Below are 15,783 nucleotides of genomic sequence, written 5' to 3' on the forward strand. Positions count from 1 at the left end.
AGGTGGTCCAATTGGGCTGCCTCTTGTTTAGTTTGTATCCTATGATTTCACATATTCTGTAGATCAAATTCTATATCAGATGAACTAAACATCATGCCAGCAAAGAGGCGCTGCGTAAGCAGACCCTTCTTCCAATCGCTGTTGCAGCCAGATTCTTTGTATTCTTGGCCCTATAGGGGTAAGAATCCGTCAGCAAAGGCGAACACTTCGTTTCTCCAAAAGGGCCCGCTTTCTCCGCTCGGGCTGTTGTTAGTCTAATACGGCATTTCCTTCTCGCAGCCTACGCTGCAGCTCCCGCACATCGATATGTTGGGGAATTACACCGTACTCTACAGCTAATCCTGCTGCAGTTCCCGCCGCTTGTCCGGTCGCCATGCAGCTGGGTGTCAAGCGCGTGGTTGCTAAGGCTTCATGAGTTGTGGAAATGCAGCGTCCCGCAGTCAGTAAATTAGTAATTTTTCGGGGAAGCAGGCAACGGTAAGGGATATCGTAAGCGCCGTCGCCCTTCACCCAAGCGGCTGTTACTGTATTATTGGAGGGGTCGTGGATATCAATCGGATATCCGCTGCGTGCTATGACATCATCAAACCGACGTCCGGTAACTACATCCTCCTGCTGTAGAGCATACTGCCCATCGATCCGCCTCGATTCACGCACACCGATTTGGGCACCCACCTGGGAGATGGAGGCACGCTCAAATCCGGGCAAATTCTTTTGCATGAAATCGGCCACCAGCATGACCTGCTTGCGTCCAAGCGTCTCGGCTTCTGTCAAATCCTCGACATTCGTTCCGTTTAATCCCTGCACCCTCGTTGTATTAACCAACACTTCGTCGTCATTGGGACCTGTAAAAAACAATACTTGATCACGGTTGATTGGCAAATTCGCTTCCTTCCAATGCTTGAAGAATCCCAATACACCGGATAGTGGCAGCTCGGCAAGCTCACTGAATGGTGTTTTTTTATAAAATTCATCTGGATGATCCAGCATATACTGCTTCACCTTGGGCAAATCGACGCCGCGCATGCGGAATTTCATCGTCATTGGTTGTGTTTTGCCATCCTCGTCCCGACCTGAGAGGCAGGGTGCACCCGCTAAATGCGCAATATCGGCATCTCCTGTCGCATCGATAAAGATCTGTGCTCGCACTTCAATTTTGCCTGACTTCGTCGTGATATGGACCGCATCGATTCGCTCGCCGTTCACTTGTACGTGGTCGACAAAGCTGTGCAGCAGCAGTTTGACACCTGCCTCCTGCAGCATATCGACCGCCAATATTTTGTAAACCTCCGGATGGTACGGGGTGATCGTATTGACGAATCCGACAGTATCCCTGAGATGCCCCGGTGATGCATTTTGTGCCATCAAACGATCAATGATCTCCTGTCCGATGCCTTTAATCACCTGCTTGCCCTCTACCGTATGAAATGTCATCCACGGATAGACGAGTGCCGCCGTAGACATTCCGCCAACAAAACCGTACCGTTCGATCAAAATCGTCTTTTTACCGCTTCTCCCAGCTGCAATTGCTGCGCAAACTCCGGCAGGCCCTCCTCCGCATACAACGATATCGGCCTCGATGCGTTGGTTATGGATCTTATGAGTCATGAGTTGTTTCACTCCTTTTTGTACGAAATGACTATCTTGTCGCATGTATAGGCTTATTATAAAAGAAAAAAAGATACAAGTTTAGTTTAAGTTTAGTTTAAAAGACGATAGCACTGTATGGAATCATTTTAGATAAACCCAAATCAGATAGGGAGCGGTTGACTTGAGAGAAAGTGTAGGTAACCGTGCGATATATGAGAATTTTCAAATCACAATCAAATGAAAGTCAAATTTTGACGAATTCTGTATTATCGTATCCTCAAAAGCTTGAACTGCTGTTATTATAAGCTATGTAAATAGGGTAGAAATGAACTAAATTCATTGATCTTTTTGAAAACCACACAAACCCAAAAATCGATATTGTTATGAAAGGACGATGGGAGCGAAGACATATTTCATTTATTATTTCAAACAAAGCCATTTCAAAAAGCATTTTAATTTTATATGTATTCGAGGAGGAATTGTAGATCATGATTGAAAGTAAACGAAAACGGTTGAATTTTATAACTAAGATTTGCACACTGGCAACACTTGTTAGTTCCATCATCCTCCCGGCCCAAGCGTTTGCCGCCACTGGAGCCAGACATGTTACAGTAGGCGATGACGTCTTCCTGGGAGGGAATTATATAGAAGTCGGGATTTCCAAGAGCGGCTCCTTTGGCTCGGCGAGTCCTGCTCCAGCGGGATTTCATCCAACCCGTATAACAAATTTGGGGTTCAATGTTGATGGAGATGGTTATGATACGGGAAATCCTATGAATAGCGGGGATTACTTTCTCCCGGGAACACCTTATGAAGCGTTCATAGTTGGGTATCGTGATGGTTCAGCTGCAGGTACCATTAAAAAGTTTCAAAATTATGAAAGAGGCGGTACAATACAAATTCCGAGTGTAACTACAGACATATCTAGCGTTAGCACACTTGCTGCCAAAACGGAAGGTACGACCACAAGCGGGAAGCTTAAGGTTGAGCAAACTGTCTCTTTTTCGGAAAACGATAAAGGTTTTAAAGTCAATGTGATTTTAACCAATGTAAGTGAAACGGATACTCTTTATGACACACGCTACGCGAGGTCTGTAGATCCGGATGTGGATGCGGATTATCACGGGGATTACGATACTAAAAATTCGGTTATTAAAAATCCCCCTTTGGATGCTCAAGCTGTAGTTATAGCGAAAGGACCCGTTACGGGTAATCCGTTTATTTTATTTTCTGCCGATCCTCGCGCTAGAGCAAGTATAGGCGGAGCTGATCCTTATGCAGCGAGTGTATATGACACAGATGGGAGCAAGTTATTAAAAGCTGAGACCACTGCTGATAGTTATGTTGCAATGGCATTTGCTTTTGGAGACCTGACGCCCGGACAATCCGTTACTTTCGAGTATATTGAAAGTCTCAACCCTGATCTGAATGCGGCTTTGGACGATCTTGGCAATTCCGCTCCCCCAGCCAATACTGCACCTACCGTTTCCAATGCAGTTTATAGTGTGATGAATACTTCGGTATTGACTGGCGATTTGATTGCAACGGATGCAGAATCGGATCCATTAACTTATCGAATTATCTCTCAAGGAAATAAAGGAACGGTTACTCAAACCGTCGCTGGCGGTAAAGCTTTTGTATATACACCGACAGCAGGCGCTACAGGAAGTGATAGCTTTACATTCGTAGCGAATGATGGCAAGGTCGATTCCAGTCCCGCTACCGTATCGATAACCATTCTTCCATCTAATAACGCTGACCTGAAGGCATTGGAGATAAACCCGGGCAGCTTGGATACAGCATTTGTATCTAGCACTAACTCCTATACGACAACGGTATCTTATAGCACTTCCAGCTTGTCGGTGACTGGAACGGTATACAATGAGAATTCTACGCTTAAAGTAAACGGGGTGACGACCGTTAGCGGCTCCGTTTATGAAAATATTCCATTAAATGTAGGACCTAACACCATTACGGTGGAAGTTACCGCACAGGATGGTACAACTAAAAAAGCATATACAATTAATGCGAATCGGTTACCTTCTGACAAAGCAGATCTCAAAGCATTGACCCTAAGCACAGGCAACTTGGATCCAGCGTTTGTGTCCAGCACTACTTCCTATAGCACAATTGTGGCTAATGGTGTCAACAATGTAACAGTAACTGGAATTGTATATGACTCAACAGCAACGATTCGTGTGAATAGTGTTGTGACGGCAAGCGGTGCTGCTTCGCTCAATATTCCGTTGAATGTTGGAGTAAACACAATAAAAGTCGAAGTTACCGCACAGGACGGTACAACTATAAAAACATACACGATTCATGCGAATCGATTACCTTCTGACAAAGCAGATCTCAAAGCATTGACCTTAAGCGCAGGCAACTTGGATCCAGCGTTTGCGTCCAGCACTACTTCCTATAACACAATTGTAGCTAACGGTATCAATAATGTCACAGTAACTGGAATCGTGTACGACTCAACAGCAACGATTCGTGTGAATGGTATTGTAACGGCAAGCGGTGCTGCTTCGCTCAATATTCCGTTGAATGTTGGAATGAACACAATAAAAGTCGAAGTTACCGCACAGGACGGTACAACTATAAAAACATATACAATAAATGTAAATCGGTTTACTGAGAATTTGACAACATCTAGTGGCGGTGGCACCGTTGGTAGCGGCGGCAGTGGTACGGTATCACAACCAAACGGAGTGAAGATTGTCGTAGATGGTGTCGTACAGGAGCAATCAGCTACAGCGAAAACGGATAAGATAGGAGATCAAAGCGTAACCATCATTACTGTAGATAATGATAAAGTGATAGCCAAACTGGAAAAAGAATCCAACAAGGTACTTACAATTCCTGTTACAGGCAGCTCGGATGTGGTGGTAGGTGAATTAAACGGCAAGCTAGTGAAAGCGATGGAAGGTAAAGACGTTGTGATTGAAATTAAAACAGATCGCGCTACTTACACGCTTCCGGCTTCACAAATTAATATCGACAGTATTTCCGCTCAGCTGGGCAGCAATATTAAGCTGGAGGATATTAAGATAAGCATCAAAATCGCTTTATCTGTTCCAACGACAGCGGCGACTATACAAAAATCAGCTGCTGATGGAAATATAACGATTGTGGGCACACCTGTTGATTTTGAAGTTACAGCTACCTTGAATGGCAAGACAGTAGCCGTTAACCAATTCCAAAGCTATGTTGAGCGCCAGATTACCCTTCCAGCTGATGTTAATGCTTCTCAGATCACGACAGCTGTTGTTCTGAATGCAGATGGTACGCTAACTCATGTGCCTACTAAGCTAGTGACGTTGGATGGTAAAATAAATGCGATTATTAATAGCTTAACGAACAGCAGTTATTCGGTCGTATTCAGCCCGAAAACATTTGCTGATGTAGAGTCTCACTGGAGCAAACAAGATGTGAATGATATGGCATCGAGACTTGTTGTGCAAGGTGTGACGGATCAAGCTTTCCAACCTGACAAATCCATTACCCGCGCAGAGTTTACAGCTATTATGGTTAGAGCACTTGGATTAAAGTCTGGCATGGGAACTGAAATGCCTAAGGATGTCAAAGCATCCGATTGGTATGCAGGTGTCGTACAAACGGGAGTTTCTTACAAATTAATTAGCGGGTATGAGGATGGAACCTTCCGTCCCGATCTGACGATTACGAGGAAAGAAGCAGCCGCAATGGTTGCACGTGCACTGACGCTTGCTAAGCTGAATAATGGTTTGACGGGCGATGAGGTAACCAAGCAGTTAGAATTATTTACTGACGGATCCAAGATTCCAGCTTGGGCCAAAAATGATCTTGCAGCCGCTGTGAAAAACAGCATTATGCAAGGGGATAACGGGAAAATTTCCCCAGATGACAATGTCACTCGCGCTCAAACAGCAGCAATGCTGAGAAGATTGTTGCAGCAGGCGAACCTGATCAATAAGTAATTGAATCTATGAGTAGTAAGAAGAGGGGCCGTTGTCTATCCGACAGCGGTCCTTTGATTTTTTTACACGATGATAAATTGTTAAGTATAACTAGTGTTGCAAGCCCAAATCGATACATGTAAGAGCTAAGCTGACACACAGATGACATTTTGCATAAACTAAGGTATGATTTGACTAGCTATGAAACCGAGCGGCGTTCCCTTTAGGAACGTCGTTTGTGTAGAGAAAGGAGTGGAGCGATGGTATGGATTTACGAAAAATGAGAATTTATGATACGGAACATACACATTCAAGCGAAGAACGAGACGAATACGAGAAGGATTACGCACGCTTGATCCAATCGCCTGCTTTTCGACGCTTACAAGGAAAATCGCAAGTATTTGGTGCAGGCTCCGGCGATTATTATCGGACACGCCTGACCCATTCACTCGAGGTATCGCAAATTGCACGAGAAGTAGCCAGACGGATGCAGAAGGAGTATCCTTTTCTCGCTGCCCGCGAGCATCCCGGACTAATGCTGGATCCTGCTGTCGTCGAATGCGCGGCGCTTGCTCATGATTTGGGACACCCGCCTTTTGGTCATAAGGGAGAAGAGGTACTGGATCGGCTGCTGGCTGAGGAGCATGGTCTCGCTTATGAGGGGAATGCCCAAAATTTCCGCATTCTGATGTTCCTGGAAAAGCGGGCTGGCAGCGGCAGCGGACTGGACTTGTCAGCGGCTGTGCTGCTCGGAATTAATAAATACCCTTACTCCTTGGAGGAGGAAGGTCGACTTAAAGGCGTATACGCAATGGAATGGGAAGCTATCAACTATTTGCGTGAGGCATGGTCGATGCCAAAGGGATGTGCAACATTAGAGGCGCAGCTGATGGACCTATGCGACGATATTGCTTACTCGACCCATGATATTGAGGATGGGATTAGGGCCGGCAAAATATTGATGAATCCGACTTTTTTTGCTGACAGCAGACTGCTTGAAAATTTGATCCAGGAGATCCTCGATGATGAAGGTAATGGAGCTGTAGGATGGGATCAGGTCGATATACATGCCATGGTCAAGCAGGTGCTGGCCGACTATTTGACACAATGGGAAATGATTTATGCCGAATGCAAATATGAATCTTCGCGTACACGGCGTGAAATGAAAGCAAGATGGGTAAGCATGTTTGCCCAAAAGGTAGGGATTATTGATGATCCGGCAAAGGGTTGGAAAAGAGTCACCTTCGTGCGTGATGGTCAAGAGGATCTGCATCTGCTGCGGACGATGGAAATTTTGAAAAAGTTGGCCTGGGTCACGTTGATCAAGGATTTTCGAGTTCAGCGCTTGCAAAAGCGCAGTGAAATTATGCTTCAGCGCCTATGGGGCAGCTTCAAAGTCTATGAAACGGGAAGAATGATTATTCCTCCGGATTGGACCCAAAGCTATGAGCAGCATAAGAGCAAATGGAGCTGGCCGCGTATGGTTGCCGATTATATATCAGGGATGACGGACGCTTATGCCGAGAAAGTATACGCGGAGCTGTTCGCCAGTAAATCCGGATCGATTTATGAAATGGATTGAGTTTATGGATAAGGCTGCAAGTAAAATGAATAAATAATAAAGATGTACAAATGTGCGCCACATATTTGTACATCTTTGTTATGTATATGTATATAAGAATTAACGAGTTGTTGAAGCAGAAAAAGCAGGTGCCGTCATCATCGATTTAAGACGCTGAATGAGTGGTCTCTCCACATACCAATAGAAGATACAGCATAACGGTAAGGCCATCATAAAGCAGATTACAGTCGTGATGGTGGGACCCAACATTATGTTGAGGTGAGCTGCCTTGGCGAGCTTCAGTGTAATAGACAGGAACCCGAGGCTGGTTAGCAAAATCGAATAGGAAGCATTACCAAGAAACTGAGCAAAACCCAACCATGAGGGAGCCGCTGTACGCATAGATCCGATACCAAGCAGAACGAGTGACGATCCAATCGTGTACAGCACATTCGGATAAGCGAAGGCAGGGTTCATATAGCGAAGCACCCAGACGATAGGAAAAACCATCAAGCCCGCAGCAAGCGAGTAACCACCTTTATTAAGGTTAAAGCGACGAATGGTCCACGCAATCAACATCCCCAGTACAAATTGCAAGTGCATCCCGTCAAATAGAAAGTGCAGCCAGACGTTATCTTTCATATGTATCCAACCGAAATTGGTTAAACCAACGATCAGCAGCCACAGTGTGAACAGGGCAAGGATCGTTTTTTTATTTAGTACGAACAGCAATGAAAAAATGAAGTAAAAAAACACGACATAGATGAGAGACCAGGCGACGCCGAGAATTGGAACTTGACTGTAAGGCAGTAAAAACAAGGAGGTAAATATCTCCATAGGTTTGGTTTCATAGCCGTTACCAAACGCAGGGACGATAAAATAGATCGGAATGACAGCGGCATTCACAAGCCAGTAGAGCGGATAAATACGCAGCAGCCTTTTAACCATAAAGGTTCCCCACATGTGTACTTTCCCAAAATGCTGATGATATAGAGTAAACATCAAAAAGCCTGTCAGCACAAAAAAATAAGCATAGCCCCCAGATTGGCCCATGCCACTAACCCCTAAGAAGTTAATATGAAAATATTTCTGTGCCAATGAAGAGGTGTGAAACAGCATTACTAGCACAACGGCAATACCCCGAGCGGCTTGAATCAGGGGAATGGTTAAGCGATTGTCCATGATTTCAACTTCAGCTCCTAATATTTGGATGTTATCCTGTACGGCTATCATCTCATCTGAAAGTGAAAATAAGGTGATAACAACCTGAAGATTAGCTGAATGTTTGCTTAAAATGATGGATAAGGGGAGAAAACCATTCCCTGATTAGAAGCCTATAGACAGACTTAGAAGCAATTAAATTGCTCAATACGTTGAAGATCTATGCCAAAAAACAACCAAAAACCTGCAGGGCCAATACCATACCAACGGAAGCCGGATATCGAATTACGGCCGACATGAGTGAGGAACATCCAGTAGGCGTCGCCATTTCTTTGCCAGATGTACACATACCGATTGACACATCTACGGATACTGCCAGGGTCAACGGCTAGGGCTGACACACCAGATTGCTGCTGCGGGATGAATGACGGTGGTGGGGATTGTGGTGCGCCACTTGCACCAGGTCCGCCTCCTTGAGGTGGGCCGGGAGGAAATCCTCCGCCACCACCTGGGAAAGGAGGAGCGAACCCTCCACCTCCACCTGAAGGGGGAAATCCTCCGCCACCGCCTGGGAAAGGAGGAGCGAATCCTCCGCCTCCACCTGATGGAGGAAATCCTCCGACACCGCCCGGATAAGGAGGAGCAAATCCCCCGCCAGTACCTTGTGGAAAGCTGCCTGCGCCAAGTCCTCTGGGTTCAGCCGAAATGCTTCTGGTGCCGGATGTCTGCACAGTTGCAGGAACCTGGGTAGTACCACGGGTCTTTTTCAGTTTTTTGGAAACAGTTTTCTTTGAAATCATCGTCAGCAGCTCCTTATGTTAGTTCTCACCACAACATATGCTGCAAATGCCTATATGTTACTTGTCCTGAAGGTTCTCCTGGCTGCTGCCAATTTTAATTGAAATAAAGCTTTCCGTAGTCATCAGCCAAACTGGTGTGATAAGTTGGAGGCATCTATTCATAGATAAGGCACAGAGAGAAAAGGAGTGTTACCATGCTGGATGCTTCATCCCATTCGCCAGCACCTTCAGGCGTATCGCTTGATTTGCGCAAAACGGCACCATGGATTATTTTTATTATTTTTTTCGGCGTACTCAATGAAACGGTTTTTAATGTTTCCACACCAAGTATTGCTGCGCAGTACCATTTGACACCTTCGGGGGTTAGCTGGGTTGTAACGATTTTTATTATTTTTTTCGGAATAGGTTCGGTCATCTACGGCAAGCTTTCTGACGTCTACAGTCTCAAGAAGCTCATCGTCATCGGTATCATTGTGTATAATGTCGGATCTATTTTGGGTATCATCTGTCAGGCTTGGTATCCGGCGGTCATAGCGGCAAGAGCTATTCAGGGAGCTGGTGCATCTGCAATTCCGGCACTGATCATGGTCGTGGTTGCAAAATATTTCTCTCCAGCTGACCGGGGTAAGGTATTTGGAATCTTGAACTCCACCGTTGCTTTTGCGATAGGGATTGGTCCTGTGCTAGGTGGATTTATATCTGCAGCGTACCATTGGTCATTTTTATTTTTGATTCCGTTGTTTACGTTGATTTCGATTCCCTTTTTTCGTAAGGTACTGCCGGATGATGAATTGCGCGGCGGAAAAGTCGATATCCCGGGTGCAGCCATGATCGGCCTCAGTATCGCTTCGCTCGTATTATTTTGTACGAATCCGACGTGGTATTATTTTGTCATCGGTGCTGCTTTGCTGATCGGTTTCATCGTTCACATCCGTAAAGTGGATCAGCCGTTCATTGAGCCGTCGCTGCTCGCCAATCGGTTATTCCGCAGCGGATTGATTGTCGGCTTCATCCTTAACTGCACCGTGATGAGCATAATGTTCGTGATGCCGTTGCTGCTGAGTGATCTCAAAGGATTGAATACGAGCGCTATCGGCTGGATTTTGTTCCCTGGTGCAATCAGCGCTGTAGTGTTTGGACCTATCGGTGGGGGATTGGCGGATAAGAGGGGGAATAACATCGTCATTGCGATCGGAGTCACTTTATTGGCTTGCAGCCTGATAATGTTATCGTCCTTGCTGGGAATGAATGTCTGGTTTATATCCGGCGCAATGGTATTCACGTATATCGGCTTTTCATTCATCCAGACGGCACTGGCAAACAGTGTGTCGTTGACGCTTAATATGGAGCAAACCGGTGTCGGCATGGGTTTATTTAATCTTGTAGGTTTTATATCGGGAGCGGTAGGTGCCGCGGCAGTGGCCAGAGTATTGGACAAAAAGCTGATGAATTTCCCAGTCAATCCGTTGATGCATGAGGTTGGCGGATACCTTTACAGCAATTTGCTGCTCGTTTGCACGGTCGCAGTTGCGATTGGCGGCACCCTGTTTTTCCGCAGCTATGGAAGAATGAAATTCAAAACACAATAACATCGGCATTTAAAAAGTCCCCTCCCATTTTGCTATCTTGCTGGGAAGGGACTTTTTGATGTCTGTTCCATAATTTTAACATATTAGAGTACAGCATTTGAGTGACTTTTTTATTTATAAGCTATAAAAGTAACCGTTGTGCCTTGACCGAGCTTGGTCTGAATACGCAGGCCTTTCCCATATATTTGTTTTAACCGACGATCTGTATTGCGTACACCGATTCCTGCCCTTATAGTGGACGTACTGTCAAGGATCTGCTTCAGCGTATTGTCGTCGATTCCCACGCCGTTATCGATGATCGATATTTCCACATGCTCGGCATGCTCGATGATTTGGAGCGTCACCGTTCCGCCTTCAGAACGCATTAATGCGCCATGTCTAACTGCGTTTTCGACCAACGGCTGAATGGAAAGTGGGGGAATAAGCAAAGTTAGATCTTCGTCTACCTCCCAAATAATCTGCAGCCTTTCTTCAAAACGTTCCTTTTCGATATATAAATAAGACCGAACGAGATCCAATTCACGCGCAAGCGGAACAAGACGATCCAGATTGTGGGAATTAAAGCTTGCTCTTAAATAATTACCAAACGTTTCAAGCATGGCGCGCATTCGGTTCGTGTCAATGTCGCTTAAAGCAGCTATCGAGTTTAAAGTGTTGAATAAAAAATGCGGCTGGATCTGTGCCTGTAAATATGCGGCTTCAATGCGCAGTTGATCCCGTACTGATTTTTTTAATGCGGTTAAAGCTCTAACTCTGGATAAAAGCTCCTTCACGTCCATCGGTTTCGTCACGTAATCGTTGGCGCCTGCGAGGAAACCGATCTCTATATCTTCCGATCGATTACGCGCAGTGAGCAGCAATATGGGCAGCTCTGATAGGGAAAAACGGTCGCGTATACTCTGTGTTAATTCATAACCGGACATCTGCGGCATCATTACGTCGGCAATAATCAAATCCCATTCTTGAGTGTCCAGGAGCGTCAGAGCTTCCGCAGCACTAGCAGCAGTGACAATATCGTAGGCCTCGTAGGGAAGGACTTCCTTCAAAATCATCAAGTTAACGGGATCATCATCTACAGCCAAAATTTGCGGTCTATCCTGGACAGAGACATTATTTTTTGTAACACTAATCCTAGATGGATCAGAAGCAGCGGCCACAAACGACTCTGTGGTTAAGGCTGAGACCCTATTCAATTTTGCAGCTGGATCGGTAATTGTTGGCTCTTCTTGCAGCAAGGAAGGATCGGCTAACTCCAACGTAAATGTAAATATGGAGCCGCGGCCGGGAACAGAGCTGACTTCCAGAGTACCTCCGTGCAGCTCCACCAATTGCTTGCATATGCTTAATCCGAGTCCGATGCCTCCGCTTATCGACGCTGTATCTAAAGAACCTTGCTCGTAGGGTTGAAAAATTCTTTGCAGCGTCTCCTCATTCATCCCGATACCTGTATCCGTAACGAGAATATACGCCATGCCATTTTTAAGCTCGCTCTGGATCGTAATGCTGCCTTCGTTCGTAAATTTCAACGCATTATGCAGTAAATTGAACAGGATTTGAATAAGCCGATTTTCGTCAGCAAGTACATGAGGGAAAGTCTCCGGGATATTATTGACGAAACGGATCGGTTTGCCCTCTTTGACGAAACGGAGCATATCAAATATGCCTGAGGCCAGGGCTTGAATAGGAAGGCTCGTTCTGAGCAAGCTGATGCCCTTTTCTTTGAGCCTTGTTAAGTCCTGCAGATCATTCAATAGAAAGGTCATACGCCGACCTATAGAAATAAGCAGTTCCATATTTTCGGCATTTTTTCTACTCATGGAATCTTTATCGTTATCCAGTACAACCTGGGCAATGCTGAGGATGCCATGCAGCGGGTTGCGCAATTCATGAGATGTGTTTGCCAGAAAGTCATCTTTTTGCTTGTCAGCCTTTTGCAGCTTTCCGAACAATTTTGCCGATTCAGCCGTAATGCGAAAATGCCGTTTAAACCAGATTGAGGCAAAGGCAAAAAAGGTAATGATGAAATCTATTGGATAAAAACCGAGCGGGAACCATTCCATACTTTTGATACAGGACCATACGACGTTAACCGAAATCGCAATCGCGCCAAGAAGTAAAAAAATCGCGTCCTCATCACCTTTTACCGCTGATCGGAAGGTCAGTGTGGGAACGATGAAAAAAGTAAGCAGGAACATCATCAAATACACGAGGCCTAGTAGATGAATGTAGGGAATCGGTAAAAAGAGTATAATCGTTATAAATAGGATATACAGGTTCGAAAGCCAACGAAGGAGTTTAATTTCAACATATTCGGGCAATAGGTGTCTGATAAAAAAAAGCAGAAGTGCCGCACTGCCTGAAAAGGAAATATAGGTAAGCTTTAAGTACCATTCGAAGCTTAAATCCACCCATTGTAATAATAGTTTATCATCGTTGACCAATGTCAGAAGAATGGAAAAAGAGTTGAGCAGGAAAAAGTAAATTAGTGCTTTCTGGCGTGTACCGATTAGATACAGCAGGCCAGCATAGATGCCATGAATAAGAAGTACTGAAATCAGTATCACTTGCATGCTCATGGAAAACCATGTTTCATTGTTTACGGCTTGGCTGCTTCCAAATCTAATGGATTGAGTAATTCCGCCTTTAACGGGGTTATCATAGTTAGCGACTTCTAACACAATATCTATTTTGCCTTGATCCGCTGTGAAGGAAACGGAATAAGGGATGTTCTGTGCGACATACTGCTCTTTATTAGAAGAAACATGCCCTGATCCACCCAAAAGCTGGCCGTTAACAAACAGTCGTGAGGCGCTATTCACACTGGGAATTCGAAGTCCGTAGTTTTGCTTTGAATCGGGACTTACCTCAATTAGCAAACGATAAGACCCATAACCATAGGCAGAATCCTCGTAGGTGGGGAAGTTGGAAAAATGAGACTGCCAATTCCCAGGTACCTGAACAAAGTCACCTTTATCACTCCATACAAGCTTATGGTCAGCTTCTTGTTGAAGAAGCATATACGGGTAGAACGTCCACTGTCCGTCCAATGTAAGGGGACGCTCCTTAGCAAAGTCCCAGCTTTGCAGATCCAATTGACCCTGAACAACGTCAGGATGGTTGGGAGACATATGGTGATGAATCCAGATAAGGCGAATGCTGGTAAGAATAATAAGAAATGTGAAAGTAATCAGAAGTATTTTTCGTTTTGTCATCATAATTCGAAGATAATTCGACAAAAATGAATGTATTCCTTTATTTATGTATAAATTTGTTGCCACGTAGTTACCTGAAACACCTGGATAATAGGAAAATAGCACGTAGAAAATGAGGCTTGATTTTTTAGTAACCATTGGTTATGATTTATTATAACCAATGGTTACTATTGTGGAGAGGTGATGATTTCTTTAATGGAAAATGGCGATAAGAGCATCCGTAAGCAGGGCGAGAGAGCGGAGGAAACGAAACGTAGTATTGCGGAATCGGCAGCTAAGTTATTTACAGCAAGAGGCTATGAGGCTGTAACTATGCGGGAAATTGCGAAGGATGCGGGCTGCTCCCATACGACCATTTATTTATATTTTAAAGATAAAGAAGTACTCCTGGAGCAGCTTGCAATACCGCCGCTGCAGTCGTTGGAAGCGCTCATGTTATCGATTAAGGAGAATAAGGAATGGTCAGCGACGGAGAAACTGAAGGAGAAGAGTCGACAGTTCTTGAGGTTTTGTCTTTCGCACAAAAGCATGGTGGCTGTTATTCTTGGTGCAAAGTCCGTGAGAGTGGATGAAAAGAACCCCGTGGGGGATGTGAACCAGCTGCGCAACCGTATATTCGGCTATTTGACTGATGAGGTTGAGCATGTCGTGCCGGTGGTTGCCGAACATGAAAGGATTGATCAATCACGGGTCTATTTTTTCATGCTGTATGGGATGGTTTTTACTTATATGAACAGTGAAGAGCCACTAGAACCGCTGTTGGAGCGGATTCTGCCTATTTTGGACAAAGCAATTGAGGTTGTGTTAGCAGGCATGCAGCACAAGCAGGACAATATTCAGCCGATGAGAACGGTAAAACCGGAAAAGCAGCAGGATAAAAAGCAGGACAAGCTGGAGAAGCAAGAGAAGCAGGAGAAGCAAGAGAAGCTGGAGAAGCAGCAGGACAAAAAACAGGATAAAAAGCGCAAGGACAAAAAATCGAAAAAACAGGAGGGGAAATAAGTATATGAAAATCGTGCAGATCTCTGAGCATATCTGGGCGTGCAAGATATGGTTGATTATTCCGATCACGGTATGGATCGTTAAGTCTGAATCGGGACTTTCGTTGGTAGATGCAGGAATCCCCTTAATGGCGGGAGGCTTGCTTAAGCAAATGGAACGAATGGATGCGCCGCTGGAGCGGATATTGCTAACTCATGGCCATTCGGATCATGTAGGCAGTATCAAAAAGATTCGGCAGCATTTTCCGGTCCCTGTATATGCTCATGCTGATGAAATCCCATATATGGAGGGCAAGCTGCCCTACCTGCGTCGATCCAAGGCTGAGGCTTCCGTGGAAATCGGCTTGGCTCAGCCGCTTGCCGCGTCTTGTGTGGATATGTTTTCTCCAGACTTTGAGCAAGCTCGGGAATCGAATACTGGACAGAAAGTATTTACAGGCAGTGGTGCACCCAATATATGTACAATGGATATCGTAGGAGGACTCACACCCTACCTGACACCCGGACATTCACCGGGTCATATTGCATACTACCATCAGGAAGATAACGTTCTGCTGGCGGGAGATTTGTTTACTGCGGGCAGAGGGAAGCTGAAAAAACCTATGGCAATGTTCACAGGCGATATGCAGCAAGCGATAGAGAGCAGCTCTATCATTGAGCAGCTTAAGCCTAAGATAGTCAGCGTGTGTCACGGAGGAGAAGTGAACTCTCCATACGAGCAGTATGAGTCATTTCGACGTGCGTTTAAATAGCTGGAATAGTAGAGTGCTTAAGCAGAGGGCTTAAGCACTCCAATTTAAGTTCAATACTCGACAACGGGGATTTGATTTCGGTTTTACAGGCCAAGCAAGTCATAATTATCGTTATTGTTGTCATAGTTAAGGGTGTCATCATACGGGTCCAAAATTAATTCGCAGTGTCTCTCTGCTGT

General features: G+C 45.1%; 9 protein-coding genes. 5 read left to right on the top strand and 4 right to left on the bottom strand.

The features are described 5' to 3' along the window. Positions 1 to 249: 249 nt before the first annotated feature. Positions 250 to 1,608 (bottom strand): FAD-dependent oxidoreductase, encoded by a 1,359-nt coding sequence (locus tag BM210_RS18615; RefSeq protein WP_091171229.1) that lies wholly within the window; start codon positions 1,606 to 1,608, stop codon positions 250 to 252. Between the two features lie 470 nt (positions 1,609 to 2,078). Between BM210_RS18615 and BM210_RS18620 the strand changes: the two genes are divergently transcribed. After that, positions 2,079 to 5,549: a cadherin-like beta sandwich domain-containing protein gene (locus BM210_RS18620; protein WP_091171232.1), complete on the top strand. Its 3,471-nt coding sequence runs from the start codon at positions 2,079 to 2,081 to the stop codon at positions 5,547 to 5,549. A gap of 244 nt (positions 5,550 to 5,793) precedes the next feature. After that, the gene (locus BM210_RS18625; RefSeq protein ID WP_091171235.1) at positions 5,794 to 7,110 is read left to right on the top strand and encodes a deoxyguanosinetriphosphate triphosphohydrolase family protein; all 1,317 of its coding nucleotides are present in this window, start codon (positions 5,794 to 5,796) and stop codon (positions 7,108 to 7,110) included. 99 nt (positions 7,111 to 7,209) lie between these two features. Here BM210_RS18625 and BM210_RS18630 read toward each other — a convergent pair whose 3' ends face one another. Further along, positions 7,210 to 8,271 carry an acyltransferase family protein gene (locus BM210_RS18630; protein WP_177237890.1) on the bottom strand — a complete coding sequence of 354 codons (1,062 nt, stop codon included), beginning with the start codon at positions 8,269 to 8,271 and terminating at the stop codon, positions 7,210 to 7,212. A 164-nt stretch (positions 8,272 to 8,435) separates the two neighbouring features. Continuing rightward, on the bottom strand, positions 8,436 to 9,050 hold the full coding sequence (locus BM210_RS18635; protein ID WP_091171240.1) for a hypothetical protein: 615 nt from the start codon (positions 9,048 to 9,050) through the stop codon (positions 8,436 to 8,438). A gap of 194 nt (positions 9,051 to 9,244) precedes the next feature. Here BM210_RS18635 and BM210_RS18640 point away from each other — a divergent pair, with 194 nt between their 5' ends. Then, a complete protein-coding gene (locus BM210_RS18640; RefSeq protein ID WP_091171242.1) occupies positions 9,245 to 10,639 on the top strand; it encodes an MFS transporter in 1,395 nt (464 codons plus the stop codon). Positions 10,640 to 10,749: 110 nt separating this feature from the next. On the opposite strand, the gene BM210_RS18645 is transcribed toward BM210_RS18640, so the two are convergent. Further along, positions 10,750 to 13,767 (bottom strand): hybrid sensor histidine kinase/response regulator, encoded by a 3,018-nt coding sequence (locus tag BM210_RS18645; protein ID WP_256223802.1) that lies wholly within the window; start codon positions 13,765 to 13,767, stop codon positions 10,750 to 10,752. Between the two features lie 267 nt (positions 13,768 to 14,034). Here BM210_RS18645 and BM210_RS18650 point away from each other — a divergent pair, with 267 nt between their 5' ends. Both BM210_RS18650 and BM210_RS18655 read left to right on the top strand, forming a co-directional pair. Beyond that, positions 14,035 to 14,853: a TetR/AcrR family transcriptional regulator gene (locus BM210_RS18650; protein WP_256223803.1), complete on the top strand. Its 819-nt coding sequence runs from the start codon at positions 14,035 to 14,037 to the stop codon at positions 14,851 to 14,853. A 4-nt stretch (positions 14,854 to 14,857) separates the two neighbouring features. Further along, positions 14,858 to 15,604 (top strand): MBL fold metallo-hydrolase, encoded by a 747-nt coding sequence (locus tag BM210_RS18655; RefSeq protein WP_091171244.1) that lies wholly within the window; start codon positions 14,858 to 14,860, stop codon positions 15,602 to 15,604. Positions 15,605 to 15,783 lie beyond the last annotated feature (179 nt).

The sequence above is a fragment of the Paenibacillus sp. 1_12 genome, from assembly GCF_900114475.1.
GTDB lineage: Bacteria > Bacillota > Bacilli > Paenibacillales > NBRC-103111 > Paenibacillus_S.